The organism is Sphingomonas sp. BK580, assembly GCF_014194975.1.
Lineage (GTDB): Bacteria > Pseudomonadota > Alphaproteobacteria > Sphingomonadales > Sphingomonadaceae > Sphingomonas.
The window spans coordinates 306,744-324,131 of record NZ_JACIAY010000002.1; the positions used below are offsets into that span (position 1 = coordinate 306,744).

At 70.8% G+C, this 17,388-nt stretch carries 17 protein-coding genes, 1 tRNA gene and 1 riboswitch; of the genes, 9 read left to right on the top strand and 9 right to left on the bottom strand.

The window, feature by feature from the left end:
• Positions 1-3 precede the first annotated feature (3 nt).
• Positions 4-432 carry a biopolymer transporter ExbD gene (locus FHY05_RS04695; protein WP_183943233.1) on the top strand — a complete coding sequence of 143 codons (429 nt, stop codon included), beginning with the start codon at positions 4-6 and terminating at the stop codon, positions 430-432.
• Positions 433-540: 108 nt separating this feature from the next.
• Here FHY05_RS04695 and FHY05_RS04700 read toward each other — a convergent pair whose 3' ends face one another.
• On the bottom strand, positions 541-2,358 hold the full coding sequence (locus FHY05_RS04700) for a methyl-accepting chemotaxis protein (protein WP_183943234.1): 1,818 nt from the start codon (positions 2,356-2,358) through the stop codon (positions 541-543).
• A 389-nt stretch (positions 2,359-2,747) separates the two neighbouring features.
• Here FHY05_RS04700 and FHY05_RS04705 point away from each other — a divergent pair, with 389 nt between their 5' ends.
• Positions 2,748-3,092, top strand: a complete 345-nt coding sequence (locus FHY05_RS04705; RefSeq protein WP_260181219.1) for a tetratricopeptide repeat protein — start codon at positions 2,748-2,750, stop codon at positions 3,090-3,092.
• 233 nt (positions 3,093-3,325) lie between these two features.
• On the opposite strand, the gene FHY05_RS04710 is transcribed toward FHY05_RS04705, so the two are convergent.
• Positions 3,326-4,576, bottom strand: coding sequence for an FAD-dependent oxidoreductase (locus FHY05_RS04710; protein ID WP_311732372.1), 1,251 nt, complete (start codon positions 4,574-4,576; stop codon positions 3,326-3,328).
• 73 nt (positions 4,577-4,649) lie between these two features.
• Here FHY05_RS04710 and FHY05_RS04715 point away from each other — a divergent pair, with 73 nt between their 5' ends.
• The 3 genes from FHY05_RS04715 to FHY05_RS04725 all read left to right on the top strand — a co-directional run bounded on the left by FHY05_RS04715 (position 4,650) and on the right by FHY05_RS04725 (position 8,012).
• The gene (locus tag FHY05_RS04715) at positions 4,650-5,252 is read left to right on the top strand and encodes a biliverdin-producing heme oxygenase (RefSeq protein ID WP_183943236.1); all 603 of its coding nucleotides are present in this window, start codon (positions 4,650-4,652) and stop codon (positions 5,250-5,252) included.
• 89 nt (positions 5,253-5,341) lie between these two features.
• Entirely contained in the window at positions 5,342-6,358 is a 1,017-nt protein-coding gene (locus FHY05_RS04720) for an LLM class flavin-dependent oxidoreductase (RefSeq protein ID WP_183943237.1), read from the top strand.
• A gap of 65 nt (positions 6,359-6,423) precedes the next feature.
• Positions 6,424-6,511, top strand: a riboswitch (glycine riboswitch).
• Between the two features lie 121 nt (positions 6,512-6,632).
• On the top strand, positions 6,633-8,012 hold the full coding sequence (locus tag FHY05_RS04725; protein WP_183943551.1) for an L-serine ammonia-lyase: 1,380 nt from the start codon (positions 6,633-6,635) through the stop codon (positions 8,010-8,012).
• Positions 8,013-8,129: 117 nt separating this feature from the next.
• On the opposite strand, the gene FHY05_RS04730 is transcribed toward FHY05_RS04725, so the two are convergent.
• The 3 genes from FHY05_RS04730 to FHY05_RS04740 all read right to left on the bottom strand — a co-directional run bounded on the left by FHY05_RS04730 (position 8,130) and on the right by FHY05_RS04740 (position 11,095).
• Positions 8,130-8,801: an SOS response-associated peptidase gene (locus FHY05_RS04730; RefSeq protein WP_260181220.1), complete on the bottom strand. Its 672-nt coding sequence runs from the start codon at positions 8,799-8,801 to the stop codon at positions 8,130-8,132.
• Positions 8,802-8,917: 116 nt separating this feature from the next.
• On the bottom strand, positions 8,918-10,477 hold the full coding sequence (locus FHY05_RS04735; protein WP_221191005.1) for a hypothetical protein: 1,560 nt from the start codon (positions 10,475-10,477) through the stop codon (positions 8,918-8,920).
• 78 nt (positions 10,478-10,555) lie between these two features.
• Positions 10,556-11,095 carry a hypothetical protein gene (locus FHY05_RS04740; protein ID WP_183943239.1) on the bottom strand — a complete coding sequence of 180 codons (540 nt, stop codon included), beginning with the start codon at positions 11,093-11,095 and terminating at the stop codon, positions 10,556-10,558.
• 52 nt (positions 11,096-11,147) lie between these two features.
• On the opposite strand from FHY05_RS04740, the gene FHY05_RS04745 reads away from it, so the two are divergent.
• From FHY05_RS04745 to FHY05_RS04755, 3 genes are all read left to right on the top strand, one after another.
• Positions 11,148-11,375 carry a hypothetical protein gene (locus FHY05_RS04745; RefSeq protein WP_183943240.1) on the top strand — a complete coding sequence of 76 codons (228 nt, stop codon included), beginning with the start codon at positions 11,148-11,150 and terminating at the stop codon, positions 11,373-11,375.
• 259 nt (positions 11,376-11,634) lie between these two features.
• Positions 11,635-11,841, top strand: a complete 207-nt coding sequence (locus FHY05_RS04750) for a helix-hairpin-helix domain-containing protein (RefSeq protein WP_183943241.1) — start codon at positions 11,635-11,637, stop codon at positions 11,839-11,841.
• A gap of 358 nt (positions 11,842-12,199) precedes the next feature.
• Complete coding sequence (locus tag FHY05_RS04755) at positions 12,200-12,952, top strand: ZIP family metal transporter (protein ID WP_183943242.1); 753 nt, start codon at positions 12,200-12,202, stop codon at positions 12,950-12,952.
• 294 nt (positions 12,953-13,246) lie between these two features.
• Here FHY05_RS04755 and FHY05_RS04760 read toward each other — a convergent pair.
• From FHY05_RS04760 to FHY05_RS04775, 4 genes are all read right to left on the bottom strand, one after another.
• Positions 13,247-13,323: transfer RNA gene (locus FHY05_RS04760), tRNA-Pro, on the bottom strand.
• A gap of 111 nt (positions 13,324-13,434) precedes the next feature.
• Positions 13,435-13,698 (bottom strand): hypothetical protein, encoded by a 264-nt coding sequence (locus FHY05_RS04765; protein ID WP_183943243.1) that lies wholly within the window; start codon positions 13,696-13,698, stop codon positions 13,435-13,437.
• Between the two features lie 23 nt (positions 13,699-13,721).
• Positions 13,722-13,985 carry a hypothetical protein gene (locus FHY05_RS04770; RefSeq protein WP_183943244.1) on the bottom strand — a complete coding sequence of 88 codons (264 nt, stop codon included), beginning with the start codon at positions 13,983-13,985 and terminating at the stop codon, positions 13,722-13,724.
• Between the two features lie 153 nt (positions 13,986-14,138).
• Positions 14,139-15,572 (bottom strand): M20/M25/M40 family metallo-hydrolase, encoded by a 1,434-nt coding sequence (locus tag FHY05_RS04775; protein WP_183943245.1) that lies wholly within the window; start codon positions 15,570-15,572, stop codon positions 14,139-14,141.
• A 106-nt stretch (positions 15,573-15,678) separates the two neighbouring features.
• On the opposite strand from FHY05_RS04775, the gene ettA reads away from it, so the two are divergent.
• On the top strand, positions 15,679-17,358 hold the full coding sequence (ettA, locus tag FHY05_RS04780; RefSeq protein WP_183943553.1) for an energy-dependent translational throttle protein EttA: 1,680 nt from the start codon (positions 15,679-15,681) through the stop codon (positions 17,356-17,358).
• Positions 17,359-17,388: the final 30 nt, after the last annotated feature.

A 17,388-nucleotide genomic window follows, 5' to 3' on the forward strand; every position in this document is an offset into this window, starting at 1 on the left:
GACATGGCAATGAGTGGTGGCCGCGACGACGGCGAGCCGATGATGGAGATGAACACGACGCCGTTGATCGACGTCATGCTCGTGCTCCTCATCATGTTCATCATCACCCTCCCGGTTCCGACGCACGCGGTGAAGGTCGACCTGCCGGTCAACGACCCCAACCAGCGCAAGCCTCCCGTCGACCCGGTCAAGAACAAGATCGCGATCGACGCGGCGGGGAACGTCACCTGGAACGGCACGCCGGTGAACTCGACGGTGCTGCGCCAGTACCTCGACCAGTCGGCCGCGATGACGCCCGAACCCGAGCTGCAGTTCCAGCCCGATCCGGCGACGCGCTACTCGGTCGTCGACCAGACGCTGGCCGACATCAAGCGGTCGAACATCACCAAGCTGGGCTTCGTCGGCAACGAACAGTTCTACAAAGAATTCTGAGCCGGACCCAGGCTCGGCAGAGTGACAGGGCGGTCCCGCGGGGCCGCCCTTTTTCGTCGCGGCCCGCGCGGCGGCCGCATGCGCCGCGGCGGGGAGGGGTGTGATCGGTCAGGAGCGGCGTAGCACCGCGCCGCCACGCGTCGGCGTCGCCGTCGGCGCATCGAGGCGGAAGCGGTCGACCTGCTCGGTCATGGTGCGGACCAGCGAGTCGAGTCGGCGCACTGCCTCGGTCGCCTCCTGGACCATCGCGACATTGTCCTGCGTGGCGCCATCCATCTGCGCGACCGCGTCGTTGACCTGCTGCAACCCGATCGACTGCTCGCGCGCGGCATGCGAGATCGAGGCGACGAGGTCGGCCGCCTCGATCACGCGCGCCTTGATCCGAGCCAGCGCGTTGCCCGCCTCGGCGACGAGACTGACGCCCAGGTCGACCTGACGGATCGAGCCGGTGATCCGCGCCTTGACGTCGTGCGCCGCGTCGGCCGAGCGCTGCGCCAGCGCGCGCACCTCGCTCGCCACCACCGCGAAGCCGAGACCGGCGTTCCCCGCGCGCGCCGCCTCGATCCCGGCGTTCAGCGCGAGCAGGCTGGTCTGGAAGGCGAAGCCGTCGATCACGCTGATGATCTCGCCGATCTCGGCGGAGGAGCGCTCCAGCGCCCTCATCGCCTCGGTAGCCCGACCTACCGTGCCCCCCATCTGTTCCGCATCGGCGCGCGCCTCCGCCACCATCGCGTCGGCGAGCCCTGCCAGATTGGCGGTCTCCTGCACCGTCTGGGTGATCTCGTGCACCGCGGTGGCGGTGGTGGCCAGCGAGGCCGCGTGGCCCTCGGTGCGGCGCGCCAGATCGTCCGACGCGCCGCGAAGCGAGTCGGCGCTGGTGGCGAGCTCGGCGGCGCTGCTGCGCACCGTCGCGAGCGCGGCGCCGACCGCCAGCATCGCGGTGTTGAGGTCGGCGCCGAGCTTGGCGAACTCGCCCGCCATCGCCTCGTCCACCCGCGCGCTGAGGTCACCGCGGGCGAGCGAGTCGAGCGCGCGCCCGATCTGCCCGACGATCTGGCGCGCCTGCTCGCGCTTGGCCGCCTCCGCCAGCGCGAGCTGACGCTGGAGGTCGGCGAGAGACTGCGCCATCTGCCCGATCTCGTCGGAGCGGCCGAGCTGCGGCACGAGGACGGGTGCCCCGCCGGCGGCGAGCGCGTGCATGCTGGAGCGGAGCTGCTGCAAGGGCAGGATGACGCTGCGTCGGGTGATGATCAGGCCTGCGACCAGCCCGCTGGCGGTGAGCAGCAGGACGGCGGCGATCAGTCGGCGCGCGACGCGAGTCTCGACGGCCGCCGCGTCGCTGCGCAACGTGCTGGTGCGGGCGGTAAGCGCGTCGATCTCGGCGTCCACCACCTTGGAAGCGGCGCGCTCGGCGGGACGGACCTCGCGGTGGAAGCGGCGCAGCGCGCCCGCGCGATCGCCCTCCTGCGCCTGGCGCGCCACCGCGCGAAGGGCATCGACGACGCGATCGGAGAGCATGAAGAAGCGCGGCGGCAGCGAACCCAGGGCGCCGCGCTGCAAGGTGCGGAGATCGGCGCGCATCGTGCGAGACCGAGTGGCGAACTTGTACAGGATCGTCTGTCGCTCTGTCGGATCGAGCTCGGTCACGAGGTTGAGCGCGTCGCGCTGGAGTGATCGGCTGAGCGAGCGGACCTCGCTGAGCAGGACGACCCGGTCCTGAGTCGCGGCGGCCGCGGCGTTGACGTCGTGGACCTGCTGGGCGGCGAACCAGGTGAGAGCGGCCAGGAGCCACAGGAGCGCGAGCGCGCCCAGCAGCGGCGTGAGCAGGCGGGCGGTGACGCTCCGCTTGAAGATGTTGTCCCGCCGAAGGTCATTGGATCCGCCGATAGGGCGGCGCAGGCTGGAAGATGGCGAGTGGGACGTCACGATCGGGTCCGTTCGACTGGCGCGTCATCCGATGCGCGCTAGCCATCCGCTGGCCGAGACGCAAATGGTGGGGAAGTTGCCACACTCCGTCTCGCCCCGCGCTCACTATTATGATCTTGGGGCATTTCCTCGTCTGGATGTCAGACCGGTTACGATGTTGTGACAGCTCGACCATCATCGGTTGGCTGCTATCTACATGTTTCGATTGCTTCGTCAGCACGATAGGACGGTGGGTTCGACCATCGTCTGCCTTACTCACGGTGGCGATCTCCAGAGCCACCGCCGCAGTCACGGCGCCTGTTGCGGCGCTGTCAGAAAAGTGACATCCTGACGTCACAAAACCGTAACCTATGCGTTCCGGTGTGAAAGGATGGAGATAGATCATGCGCATGTCGGGATGGGTGGTCGCCGCCGCGTTGGCGCCGATGGCGGCAACGGCGGCGAGTGCCAAGGACAGGGTCGGCTATCAGGCGATCTCGGCGGGCAGCCTCGCTCAGGCGGAGCAGACGATCGACGCGGAGCGGGCGATCTTCCCGACCCGCCCCGAGCTGATGCTCAACCTCGCCGCGGTCTACGCGCGCACCGGGCGCGCTGCCCAGGCCCGTTCCCTGTACGGTCAGGTGCTCGATCAGGCGCCCGTCGCGATGGACCTGCCCGACGGCAGCGTGCAATCGTCGCATGCGCTGGCGCAGCGCGGTCTGTCGCGTCTCGGATCGACGATCGCGTCGCGCTGACCCGCGAGCGCGGCGTGTGGCTGGACGGACACACCTGTCATCGCGCCGCAACAGCTCACCGCGATCGATCCGTGACGGTGCGAGGTCGTATCAAGTGGGGCGCCGGTGGAGTAAAGCCGTCGCGATGCCGTAGATGAGGCGAAGAGGTCGTCGGTCCGGGGCGAGAGTGCCGCCGGCGCCGGTCTTCCGGGCGTTCCGGCGGATCCGCCGCCCCAGCCATGGGGCCCGACCGCTCAGAGCGGCACGTCGGTGTCGGCCAGTATCGCCGCCTCGACGACCGCCCCGGCGGTCACCAGCGCGCGCCCGCGGACGAAGTCCCGCGCGGCATTGACGCAGTCGAGCGCGATCACGCGCCCGTTCCGGCGATAGATCACGCTGAAGCGGCGGCTCGCGGGCACCCCGCGGACGATCGCCTCGTCGTGCGCGGCGGAGAGGCCGACGGTCTGCAGCCGAAGGTCATATTGATTCGACCAGAACCACGGCACCGCCACATAGGGTTCGTCAGTGCCGGTGAGATGCCTGGCGACGGTCGCCGCCTGATCGGTCGCGTTCTGCACCGACTCGAGCCGCACCAGCGCGCCGCCGGCGAAACTGTTGCGGTGCGCGGCGCAGTCGCCGATGGCGTAGACGTCGGGCAGGCTGGTGCGGCAGAGCGGGTCGACGATCACGCCATCTCCCCCTTCCGCCCCGGCGGCGAGCAGCGGCGCGACCGCCGGCACGAGGCCGATACCGACGATCACCATCTCCGCCGCTACCCGCTCGCCACCGCGGAGCCGCACCCCGGCGGCCGCACCGCCGTTCCCCGCGATCGAATCGACCTCCGCGCCGAGCCGAACGTCGACCCCGCGGGCGCGATGCTCGGCGGCGTAGAAATCAGCGAGCGCGGCGCCGGCGACGCGGGCAAGTAGCCGCTCCCGCGCCTCGATCACGGTGACCCGGCGGCCGAGCGCGGTGAGCACCGCCGCCGCCTCCAACCCGACATAGCCGCCGCCGACCACCGCGACCCGCTCCACGCCGGGAAGCTCCGCGATCATGCGGTCGACGTCGGCGCGGCAGCGGACGGTGTGGACACCCGCGAGGTCGTGCCCGTCGCAGGCGAGCCGTCGCGCGCTGCCTCCCGCCGACCAGATCAACCGACCGTAGCCGATCACGCGGTCATCCGCGAGCGTGACGCGATGCGCCGCGGCATCGACCGCGGTCACCGCCTGCCCCAGCAGCAGCGTGACCTCGCGTTCGCGCCAGAACGCCGCCGGCCGGATCAGCATGCGTTCGAACGCGCGCTCGCCGGCGAGATACTCCTTGGAGAGCGGCGGGCGCTCATAGGGCAGCTCGGGCTCGGCGCCGATCAGCGCGACGCTGCCCGCGAAGCCGCGCTGGCGCAGCGCGGCCGCCGCCGCCGCGCCGCCGTGGCCGGCACCGACGATCACCACGTCATACCGCTCGCTCTCGTCCACGTACTGCCCCCCGGATCGACGTCGACGCACCGCATGCGGGATACCGCGTCCTCCTGGCAAGCGCGCGTTGCGCCCCTCGCCGCCGGGATGCTAGCCGCGACGAGTGACCACATCGTCCCCAGCAGCCGCGCCGACCGCGACGCGCACGCAGCGCCTCCGCGCCGCCACCGATGTCGCGCACCGACGGCTCGACCAGGCGGTGATGGCACTCGATCCGTTCGGCGACCGCGTGCGGTACGCGCGTCTGCTCGCGATCCATCGCGACTTTCACGCGCTGATCGCGCCGCTCTACGCCGCGCCGAGCCTTGCCGCGCTGATCCCCGATCTCGCCGCGCGCGCGCGGTTGGCGGCGATCGAGCAGGACGCGGCGGATCTCCACCTGACGCTCGCGTCGCCGCCGTCGCCGCGCTTCGTCGCCGGGGTCGCGCCGGACCGCGGCACGGCGTTGGGGTGGCTCTACGTCGCCGAGGGCTCGAGCCTGGGCGCCGCGATCCTGCTCAAGGCGGCGATGACGCTGGGGCTCGGGCCGAGCTTCGGCGCGCGTCACTTGGCGGGCCATGCCGGGGGGCGCGCGCGACACTGGCGCGACTTCACCGCCGCAGTGGACGCGATCGCGCTGTCGGCCGATGAGGAGGAGCGTGCGGTGGCGGGCGCGCGAGAGGCCTTCGATGCGGTCGCCGCGCGGGTGCGACGCGACGCGCCGTAACGCATCGTTTCGTTTCGCCGCGCTTGCCACCGATCGGCCGCGCCGCCACCTCAGCGGCTGAACGGGGCGCCGAGGCGCGGGAGAACAACATGAAGAAGATCGGTTTCCTGTCGTTCGGCCACTGGTCGCCGACGGCGCAGTCGGCGACGCGCTCCGCCAGCGACGTGCTGCTGCAGTCGATCGAACTCGCCGAGGCGGCCGAGCAGCTCGGCGTCGACGGCGCCTATTATCGCGTCCATCATTTCGCGCGCCAGCTCGCCTCGCCGTTCCCGTTGCTCGCGGCGGTCGGTGCGCGCACGAAGCGGATCGAGATCGGCACCGGCGTGATCGACATGCGCTACGAGAACCCCTTCTACATGGCGGAGGATTCGGGTGCGGCCGACCTGATCGCGGGAGGTCGTCTCCAGCTCGGCATCAGCCGCGGCTCGCCCGAGCAGGTGATCGAGGGATGGCGCTACTTCGGCTATGCGCCGGGCAAGGGCGAGAGCGACGCCGACATGGGTCGGCGCCACGCCGAGGTCTATCTCGAGCTGCTCAAGGGCGAGGGCTTCGCCCAGCCCAACCCGCGGCCCATGTTTCCCAATCCGCCGGGGCTGCTGCGGCTCGAGCCGCACGCGGCGGGCCTGCGGCGGCGGATATGGTGGGGCTCGGCGTCGGACTCCACCGCGGTCTGGGCGGCGCGGCAGGGGATGAATTTGCAGAGCTCGACGCTGAAGCAGGACGAGAGCGGCGAGCCCTTCCACGTCCAGCAGGCGCGCCAGATCCGTGCCTATCGCGCGGCCTGGGCGGAGGCGGGGCACGACTGGGCGCCGCGCGTCTCGGTGTCGCGCTCGATCTTCGCGCTGGTCGACGATCGCGACCGCGCCTATTTCGGCCACGCCGGGGGCGAGGACCAGATCGGCGTGATCGACTCGATGCGCGCGGTGTTCGGTCGCTCCTATGCCGCCGAGCCGGATCGCCTGATCGAGCAGCTGCGCGCCGACGCCGCGATCGCCGAGGCCGACACGGTGCTGCTGACCGTGCCCAACCAGCTCGGCGTCGACTATAACGCGCACGTGCTCGAGGCGATCATGACGCATGTCGCGCCGGCGCTCGGCTGGCGCTGACCCGCTCCGGCAGAGAGCGCGCGCCGCGGCGGCTTGACCGGCACGGCAGGGCGCGGGATAGCGGGCGCGTCGACGTGGGAGAGACCGGGGCAGATCCGGCACCGAAGGAGCAACCGCCCCGGAAACTCTCAGGTAAAAGGACCCGCCGACGCCAACATCTGGAGAGAGGCGCGGTGACGCGTCCGCCGACGGGATAGCGATCTCAGGCACAAGGGACAGAGGGGCATGGGCCGCGGCGAGCGGTCGGGGAGAGTGCGTGCCGATCGATCCTGAGATGGCGCCGCTCGATCGCGGCGCGACGCGCCCGATCAGCGTGGCGGAGCTGTTCACGATCGGAGTCGGGCCGTCGAGCTCGCACACGGTCGGCCCGATGCGCGCCGCGCACGATTTCGCCGAGCGCGCCATCGCTGGCCAGCGCGCACCAGGCCGTGTCAGCTGCGCGCTGTACGGCTCGCTCGCGCTGACCGGGCGCGGCCACGCCACCGACACCGCGACGCTGCTCGGGCTGGCTGGCTGGCTGCCCGAACGGCTCGATCCCGACACCGCGCCGGCGATCGTCGCCGCGGTCCGCGAGACCAAGCGGCTCCCGCTCGGCGGCGCGCGGGCGATCGACTTCGATATCGCGGCCGACCTCGTCTTCCACCCGCGGACCTTCCTGCCGCAGCATCCCAACGGGATGCGCTTCACCGCGGCCTATGACGACGGCGCGACGCTGGAGGAGACCTATTTCTCGATCGGCGGCGGGGCGATCCTTCGGCTCGGCGCGCCGCGCGACACGCACAATGTCGCGGTGGCGCACCCCTTCTCGTCGAGCGCCGAGCTGCTGGCACGGTGCGAGGAGACCGGCCTCAGCATCGGCGCCCTCGTCCGCGCCAACGAGGAGGCGTGGCGCTCGCCGGCCGAGAGCGACGCTTTCCTCGACTCGGTGCGCGACGCGATGAGCGCCTGCATCGACCGCGGCATCGCGCAGGAGGGTACGCTGCCGGGCGGGCTGCGCGTGCGCCGCCGCGCGCGCGCGCTGCATGAGTCGCTGTCGCGCTGTGGCCCGGAGCACCGTCCCGCCGCGGTGTTCGAGTGGGTCAGTCTGTGGGCGATCGCGGTGAACGAGGAGAATGCCGCGGGCGGTCGCGTCGTCACCGCGCCGACCAACGGCGCCGCGGGAGTGCTGCCGGCGGTGCTGCGCTTCTACGAGGTGTTGGTACCGGGCGCGACGCGGGCGGGGGCACGCCATTTCCTCTACACCGCCGCGGCGATCGGCATGCTGTACAAGAAGCGCGCCTCGATCTCGGCCGCCGAGATGGGGTGCCAGGGTGAGGTGGGGGTGGCCTGCTCGATGGCGGCGGGCGCGCTCGCCGCGGTGCTGGGCGGGACCGACCGGCAGGTCGAGAACGCCGCCGAGATCGGCATGGAGCACAATCTGGGGCTCACCTGCGACCCGATCGCGGGGCTCGTCCAGATCCCCTGCATCGAGCGCAACACGATGGGCGCGGTGAAGGCGATCAACGCCGCCTATCTCGCGCTGCGCGGTGACGGCAGCCACGTCGTGAGCCTCGACGCGGTGATCGAGACGATGCGCCAGACGGGCGAGGACATGCGCAGCCAGTACAAGGAGACGAGCCTCGGCGGCCTGGCGGTCAATGTCGTGGAGTGCTGAGCACGCGCGCGGCGACGGCAGGACCCGTTCCACGACCGGCCAGCCACACGGCGACGAGCGCCACCGGCGGGCTCTCAGCGGTGGAGACTCGCCGCAGCGTCGCCCGATCAAACGTCGTCAGCTCTCGCTTGCCACCGCCATCAGCTGCGACGGATACGGCTGCGCCAGCGCGACTGCCTCGTCGAAGGGGCAGCTCAGCCAGCGCTCCTCATCCTCTTCATGGAGCAGCACCGGCATCGCCTTGGGATGGATCGGCGCGACCAGCGGGTTGGGGTCGCACGTCAGGAAGGCGAACACCGCGCCCTGCTCGGTCGGGCGCCACACGCCGGCGAAGCTGACGACCGCGCGGCTCGGCACGTCGAACCAGTGGAGCGGGAGCTTGCCGTCGACGCCGCGGTGCTGGCCGTACTCGCTGAAGGCGGTGAACGGCACCAGGCAGCGCCGCCGCGGGTTGGCCAGCGCCGAGCGCCAGAACGGCGAGGTGTAATTGCGGACGTTGGTGATCTTCTTGGTGAGCAGGACCGGCCGGCCGGTCGTCTTGTCGATGCGCTTGCCCGGCACCTGGTGCGGGAAGCCCCAGGCCATCGCGTCGAGCGCGCGGCCGGTGTCGGTCGCGCGCACGACATAGGCGGGGCGGTCGGGGAAGAGCTCGGGCGGCGGCACCTCGAGGTCGGGCGGGAAGGGCACCGCGACGCCGTAGCGGGTCGCCAGCGCGATCTGCGCCTCGGTCATGCGATAGCGGTTGCACATCGTCGGCAGGCTGCACGATCGTGGTTCGATCAGCAACATAGCGCGACGTGAGGCGGAGAGCACGGGTCGCGCTTCGGGCAGCGCCATCGCTCAGGACGGCTGCGCGCCACCACCCCGCCAAGTCGAATGAGCGCCAGCGATCTGCTCGGTCGTGCCTAGCTCGTTGCCCCTCCACCGCGTTGTGAGGGCGGCAGGCGGTACGGATCGAAGCCCGGCGGTAGCGTCTCGAGAAGCGGCGCCGGCAGGATCCGTCCGACCTTCTCCGCCGCAGCACGCACCTCCGGCGCCGCGGCGATCGCCTTCCAGGTCGGCGTCGTCAACCTGCTCCAGGCGGTCTCGCGCTCCACCGTGAACGGCTGAACGTAGCGCAGGGCGGTGTCGCGCGTCGCCTCATCGCTGAGGAGCGAGACGAGCAGCTTGCGTCCCACGTTGATCTCGCCGCGGCAGATCACCAGGTTCAGCGCGACGCTCGGCATCTGGCGTGCGGCACGCATGATCTCGTTCGACGCCTGCTGCGCCTCTTCTGCCCGCCCCGTGCGCGACAATGCGCAGGCGCGATAGCCCTGCACCGTCGCCGTCGCCGAGCTGTTCACCGAATAGCCCATCTCCTTGGCGCGGGCGAGGAACACGTCGGCGTGAGCGATTACCTCATCCCATTTCGCATCCATCGACGGGAGGCTGACATATCCTCCCTCGATGTTGAGCGAGCGCGCGTTCGAGCGATCGGTGAACGCGGCGTCGACGCGCGCCAGCAGCGCCTTCGCCTCGTCGCGCCGTTCGAGCACGTTCAGTGCGCGCGAGACGGTGGAGGTGAGGAACTCGGTCGCGGGCGCCGGATCACCCGGGGCCACTTTGTCCAGCAGCGGCAGGAACAAGGCCACCACCGCGTCGTAGGCGCGCAGGCTCTGCAGCTGTCGTGCGTAGGGGACGGCCGTCTCGATATCGTCCGTCGCCTGCCAGTCGCTGCGGAGTTCCTCGAGGTAGCGCACCTGCTGCTGCCTCAGGTCGCTACCGCTCCACTCCGCGATCCGCGGCCAGAGCGTCGCGTACCTGCGGTCGATGTAGAGGGACAGCTGCTGGCTCGGATCGCTGATCGCGGTCACGCCCTGCAGCGCGGCGGCCTCGTCCCCGGCGCGGATCGCCTCGCGCACCTTCGCGAGCGCGGCGCTCGATCGTTCGGGCGCGAGACCCATACTGTAGCCGATCTCGCCGAGTCGCGCCGACACCCGGTCCGCGCGCGCTCGGTCCCCGACGTCGACTAGCCGCCCGATCAGCGCGTTCATCTCGTAGCGGTCACTTCTCCGCGCCAGCCAGGGAGCGATGCGGCTGGCCTGCAGCCAGATGTCGGCCGCCCGCTGCGGCGCACCGTTGAAGGTGAAGATGTGCGTGGCGATCATTTTGGGCCGGGGATCGTCGGGAAGCAGCCGCAGTGCCTCCTCGATGGCGCTCGCCGCGCCGCCCGTGTCGTCGTAGGAGATCGTCTCGGCACGCATCGCCTGGACCATCTCGCGGAGTGGCGTCGGCCGCGGCAGTTTCACCAGGAGCGCGTCCAGCGCCGCCCTGTCCGGCTTCCCGGACCCGATCACGCGCGCGACCTCGGGCAACACGGCTCTGTCTGCCGGATCCGTCGTCATGGCGATCGGGTCCGGCAGGTCCTGCGCAGCCGCCGGCAGTCGAACGCTGGCCGCGGCCACGGCCAGCAACAGTCCGGTCATCGCCGGTTTGATCCTCATCGCGCTCGTCCCCCTCACGGACTTACATCACGCGCCGTTCACTTTTGTCCAACGCGATTGTCACCGAAACTCGGCCCATACGGCATGACCGTCGTCGACCAGCTTCGTCACGATCCAGCGGTGCACCACCAGCGCGTGGCTGAAGGCGGCGCCGCGGCTCTTGGCGGCGCTGTCCCAGAACTCCACCAGCAGCGTGCGATCCGGCAGGTAGAGCCGCAGCACGCGCAGCGCCAGCCGCAGCGGCGGCGTGCAGACGTCCTCCTCGCGCGAGCGGCGCGCCGCGTCCTCCAGTACGCGCAGCGCCAAGTTCATCAGTGTCGTGCGCGCGCGCTTCGCGCGCATCTCCGGGGCGGTGCCGCCGAAGGGGACGCCGTCGACCTTCGTGTCCTTACCGCCGCAGGTGTGGCAGGGCAGGTCGCGCAGCACCACCTGCCAATCCATCGACAGCCGCCGAAAGTGGCGGCCGACGATCAGCTCCTCGCGATCGTGCTGCTTCACCGCGCCGCACGCGCGGCACGTGACGCGCACCGAGCCCTCGACTCGGCGGAGATCGTGGAGTGTCTTGGGCGGGCCGACCATCCGGCCAGCATGTCGGAACATAGCGCGAACAAAAAGGCTGGATCGACTCGAAAGTTTGAGCCATCGGAAGGCGATGAGTGCCCGCGAGACCCTCATCCGAGTCGCCGCCGAGCGCGGCGAGAGCCTGTCACAGCTGTCGCTGAAGGTGGGGCGCAGTCCCGGTTACCTGGCGCGCTACGTCGCGCGCGGCTCGCCGCGGCGACTGCCCGACCTCGAGCGACGCCACCTCGCGATCGTGCTCGAGCTCGACGAGCGGCTGCTCGGCGCGCGCGACCCCTGGGCGCCGGGGGAGCCGGTGTGATCCACGACCATCCTGCCGGCGGTGTCGGCCACGCCGCCGCCGGGTGCATGCTCTGCACGTCGGCCGGCCGCGCGGGGTCGGGTGAGCGGCTCGCGCAGGGACAGCGGGAGCGCCGACCGGGCGGCGTGGCGCGGCGCTGGGCGGACGCCGGCGGACTGTGGCACTGCCGGTCTCGGGAGCGGGCGCGGACCCCGATCGACTTCCCCGCGCAGATCACGCATGCCGGACGGACGGCGCGTCGACGAACCTGGAGGATGGCATGACAGACGGATCGCGGACCGACGTGAACACGGCGACGGCGGAGGAGCTGGACGCCGTACCCGGCCTGAGGGGGCATGGCTTCGAGATCGTCCGCTACCGCGAGGAGCGCGGGCGTTTCACGGATCTGCGGCAGCTCGATGAAGTACCCGGCCTGTCGGGCAAGTCCGACGAGAGCCACGCCGCGCTGACGGTCGGAAGCGCATAAGGGGCACATCGCTGCGGCCCGGCCCCGTGTCGGCGGGGCGGTTCCTCGCAGCTGCGGCCTCGCCGTGCTTACCCCACCCAGCCGCTGCCGGCCGCGATCGACAGGCTCACGGCCGCGACCAGCACGAGGTAGATCGCGCCTGCCACCCGGTTGACGTGGCTGGTGCGTGCTGCGGCGCGTGTTCTCATCTTCTCTCCTCACCGACCACGAGTTGGCGGCTCGAGAACATTCGGGCCGCGCGATCGATCCGGCGCCGGCGCGTCGCGCGGCCACATGTCGACACCTCGTCCTTGGCGGAGCGATCGTGCGGCCGCGTCGTTCGTTGCTTGTCATCCTCAGTGAGTGGACGCGTGCGCGAATGTGGGAAGCCTTCTTCTGGGGCCTGGTCGGCGGCTCCGCGCTCGTCCTGGGCGCCGCGATCGCCTATGTCGCCACGCTGCCGCAGCGGCTGATCGCCGCCGTCATGGCGATCGGCTCGGGCGTGCTGATCTCCGCGGTCGCCTTCGACCTGATGGACGAGGCGTTCCGCCGCGGTGGCTTCGACTCGACCGCGATCGGCTTCCTCGGCGGCGCGATCGTCTACACCGCGGCGAACATCGTGGTGTCGCGGAGCGGCGCGCGTCACCGCAAACGCTCTGGCTCCAACCCCGAGGAGCGCCAGCCGGACGCGCAGAGCGACTCCGGCGCCGCGATCGCGATCGGGGCGCTGCTCGACGGCATCCCAGAGTCGGTGGTGATCGGCGTGAGCCTGCTCGGCGGCAGCGGCGTCAGCGCCGTGACGGTCGGCGCGGTGTTCCTGTCGAACGTACCCGAGGGGCTGTCGAGCGCCGCCGGGATGAAGGCCGCAGGCCGCAGCGCCGCCTACATCTTCGGCGTGTGGGGCGGGATCGCGATCGCGTCAGCGCTCGCGGCGCTGATCGGTCACGTCGCGCTCGCGGGCAGCGGCCCCGACGTGATCGCTGCCGTCACCGCGGTCGCGGCCGGAGCGATCCTGGCGATGCTGGTGGACACGATGATCCCCGAGGCGACGGAGGCGACGCACGACTATTCGGGGCTGATCGCGGTGATCGGCTTTCTCGCCGCGTTCGTGCTGTCGAAGAGCGGCGGCTGATCGCTCGAGGCCTTGGCCTAAGCGATATGGTGGGTGGCGCGGGCGGCCTCGCTCTCGGCGGCTGAGTTCGCGGTAGAGCGGATCGAGGCGAACGGCTGGTGCGTCGCACGCCGGCACGCCAGATCCGTCGGCAAGCGGCATCCCCGGCGTTCGCGGACTGTGCCCCGAAGCTATCCCCCGAGCGTCGCGGCGGGCGGGGTGCGGAAGCGCGCGGCCGATACCCGCGAACAGGCGGCCGACGCAGGGGATTGTGGCCCAGAACGGTGGATGGAGCGATGCGGTGAGATAAGGCCGTGGTCGGGGAGACAGGATTCGAACCTGCGACATCCTGCTCCCAAAGCAGGCGCGCTACCAGACTGCGCCACTCCCCGACGCGGTTGCCGGCCTAGTCGCCGCGGCGCGGCGGCGCAAGGTCGGCCGGACAAGCGAAGGGGCACCCGCGGGTGCCCCTAGCCGATCCCGTCGCCGACCGGCTCTCGCGCTCAGCGCGTCGCCGGTTCGGCCGCGACGTTGCCGGCATTGCCCGCCTCGTCGCCGAAGTTCGTCTCAGCGCCGGCGAGCATCGCCGCGGCGCTGTCGTTGGCGGCGGCCTCGGCCATCGCCTCGAGATTGTCGGCGCGGCGCTCGAGCGCGTCGGCCATCATCTCGGTATTGTTCCCGATCGAGGCGGGTTCGGGGCTGCGATCGCACGCGGCAGCGCCGAGCGGCGCCACGGCGGCGAGCAGCGGAAGCAGCGAGCGCCTCATCCCCCCGAACCCGACCCGCCCGATCACATGTTGTGCGCGGCGTCCTCGCCGGCGTCGCGGACGTTGTCAGCGGCCGAGTGGATGTTCTCGGCGACCGCCTCGGCATTGTCCTCGGCGAACGGGTTCGCGGTGGTGTTCGACATGTCGGCGACGTTGCTCGCGAGCGCGTCCATGTTGTCCGCCATCATGTCGGCGTTGTTCTCGACCGCGGCGGCCTCCGGCGACTTCGAGCAGGCGGCGACCGACATCAGCGACGCGGCGGCGGCGACGAGCAGGATCTTCTTCATCTGAATGCTCCCAAGCATCATAAACCATTCGCGGCCGACCCCAACGCCGTCGCGAACGCTCGCCATACCCTACCGCCGCGGGGGGTCAATAAGCAAAATTCATCGTTTGGAAAGGTTGCGACGAACGGTGCGCACGGGTCCGATGTCGCGCGCTCAGGGCCGCGGTACCGGACCGATCTCCTCGGGCGCGTCGGCGACGACGGCGAGCATCGTCGTCCACGCCGCGACATTCTGCCGCAGCTGCTCGGGGTCGACGCGCTCCAGCGTGTCGTCAGGGGTGTGGTGCGTATCGAAATAGCGCAGCCCGGACTGGTTGAGGTCGATGCCGGCGACGCCGGTCGCGATCGTCGCGGCGATATCGGTGCCGTCGCCCGCCTTGCCGGCGCCGTGCACGATGCCGAGCGGCGCCAGCGCGCTCGCGAGCCGGTCGCCGACGGCGGCGGCGCTATCCGGCAACATCGTCTCGAAGCGCCAGACGCGATCGGCGCCGAAGTCGCTCTCCGCCGCGATCGCGTGCCGCTCCGTGCCGTGGCGCGCGGCATAGGCCGCGCCGCCGAGCCCGCCGACCTCCTCGGCGCCGAACCAGACGACGCGGATGGTGCGGCGCGGGCGATGCCCGCTGTCGAGGATGCGCTTCGCCGCCGCGGCGGTGATCGCCACGCCGCTGGCGTCGTCGATCGCGCCGGTGGCGAGGTCCCAGCTGTCGAGATGGCCGCCGACCAGCACCACCCCCGCGCTCGGGTCGGTGCCGGGCACCTCGGCGATGACGTTGCCCGACTGGCTCGGTCCGGGCGAGCGCGGGGTGAGCAGCAGGTGCATACGGATCGGCTGGCCGCGCTTCGCCATGCGCTCGATCAGCGTGGCGTCTGGCACCGACAGCGCGGCGGCGGGGATCGGCCTCACGCCCTCGGGAAAGTCGGTGGTGCCGGTGTGCGGCAGCCGGTGCGTGTCGGTGCCGATCGAGCGGATCACGATCGCCGCCGCGCCCTTGCTCGCCGCCACGCCCGGGCCGTTGAAGCGCGCGACGCCGTTGGCGCCATAGCCCGAGCCGTCCTGCGTCGGCTGCATGCTGTTGCCGACATAGGCGATCTTGCCCTTGAGCGAGCCCGCCGGCGCGGCGACCAGGTCGCCGTAGGTCGGGAACACGACCAGCTCGGCGGTGATCCCCTTCGGCGGGGTCGCGGCGGAGTGGCCGAGCGCGACCAGCTTGAGCTTCTGCGGGAAGGGCGCGACGATCTCCGCTTCCTCCTCGCCGCGCAGCCACAGCGGCATGGTGAAGGGCTCGGCGCGGACGTTGCTGAAGCCCAGCGCGGTGAGCTTCTTCACCGCCCAGTCACGGGCGCGCGCCTCGGCGTCGGTGGCGGCGAGGCGCTGACCGATCTCGGTGGTGAGCCCCTCGACCAGCTCATAGGCGAGCTCGTCCTTCAGCGCGGCGTCGCGCAGCGCCGCCACCTCGGGCGCGACGGCGGCAGGCGCGCGCGGCACCGCGTGCTGGGCCGCGGCCGGCGCGGCGAGCGCGACGAGGGCGGCGAGGGCGGCGGGGGCGCTCGAGGCGAGCGCGGCGATCCGGAGCGGGGAGCGGTTCATGCGCCGCGGCGTAACCAAAGGTTGCCAGTTTGCCAACGCGCCCGCGCGCGCTTACATGCGCGCCACCGATTTCCCGACGCACCCAGTTCATGGAGCAGCGCGCCAGATGGCCGTCCAGTACACCTATGTCATGAAGGGTCTGACCAAGACCTTCCCGGGCGCGAACAAGCCCGTGCTCAACAACATCCACCTGCAGTTCATCCCCTCGGCGAAGATCGCGATCATCGGCCCCAACGGTGCCGGCAAGTCGACGCTGATGAAGATCATGGCGGGGATGGACCCGGACTTCACCGGCGAGGCCTGGGCCGCCGAGGGCGTCCGCGTCGGCTATCTCGCGCAGGAGCCGCAGCTCGATCCCAGCAAGGACGTGATCGGCAACGTCAAGGACGGCGTGCGCCCGATCGCGGACCTGGTCGATCGCTTCAACGCGATCTCGGCCGAGATGGGCGATCCGAAGGACGACACCGACTTCGACGCACTGATGGAGGAGATGGGCGAGCTCCAGGGCAAGATCGACGCGGTCGACGGCTGGACGCTCGACAACCAGCTCGAGGTGGCGATGGAGGCGCTGCGCTGCCCGCCCGGCGACGCCGACGTCACCAAGCTGTCGGGCGGCGAGCGCCGCCGCGTCGCGCTGTGCCGGCTGCTGCTGGAGAAGCCCGACATCCTGCTGCTCGACGAGCCGACCAACCACCTCGACGCCGAGAGCGTGTCGTGGCTCGAGAACTTCCTCAAGGAATACGCGGGCAACGTCATCCTCGTCACCCACGATCGCTACTTCCTCGACAATGTCGTCAACTGGGTGCTCGAGCTCGATCGCGGGCGCTACTACACCTATGAGAGCAACTACTCGGGCTATCTCGAGAAGAAGGCCAAGCGGCTCGAGCAGGAGGAGCGCGAGGAGGCGGGCAAGCAGAAGGCGATCGCCGACGAGCTCGCCTGGATGCGCCAGACCCCCAAGGCGCGCCAGACCAAGAGCAAGGCGCGTATCCGCGCGTTCGACGAGCTGATGGCCAAGCAGGAGAACCGGGTCGCGGGCAAGGCGCAGATCCTGATCCAGCTGCCCGAGCGGCTCGGCGGCAAGGTGATCGAGGCGAAGGGCCTGACCAAGTCCTACGGCGACCGCCTGCTGTTCGAGAACCTCGACTTCACCCTGCCGCCCGGTGGGATCGTCGGCGTGATCGGCCCCAACGGCGCCGGCAAGTCGACGCTGTTCAAGCTGATCACCGGGCAGGAGCAGCCCGACGCCGGCACGATCGACGTCGGCTCGACGGTCAAGCTCGGCTATGTCGACCAGAGCCGCGACGACCTCGATCCCAACAAGAACGTCTGGCAGGAGATCTCCGACGAGCTGGAGGTGTTCCGCTTCGGCAAGCAGGAGCTGGGCACGCGCGCCTATGTCGGCGCCTTCAACTTCCGCGGGCCCGACCAGCAGAAGAAGGTCGGTCAGCTCTCGGGCGGTGAGCGCAACCGCGTCCACATGGCCAAGATGCTCAAGGAGGGTGGCAACGTCCTGCTGCTCGACGAGCCGACCAACGACCTCGACGTCGAGACGCTGCGCGCGCTGGAGGAGGCGCTGGAGACCTTCGCCGGCTGCGCGGTGGTGATCAGCCACGACCGCTTCTTCCTCGATCGTCTGTGCACGCACATCCTCGCCTTCGAGGGCAACAGCCACGTCGAGTGGTTCGAGGGCAATTACGAGAGCTACGAGGAGGACAAGCGCCGCCGCATGGGCGACGCCGCTGACCGCCCGACGCGGCTCGCGTACAAGAAACTGACGCGCTGAGGAGAGGGCGGGGTGGCGGGCGCGAGTGAT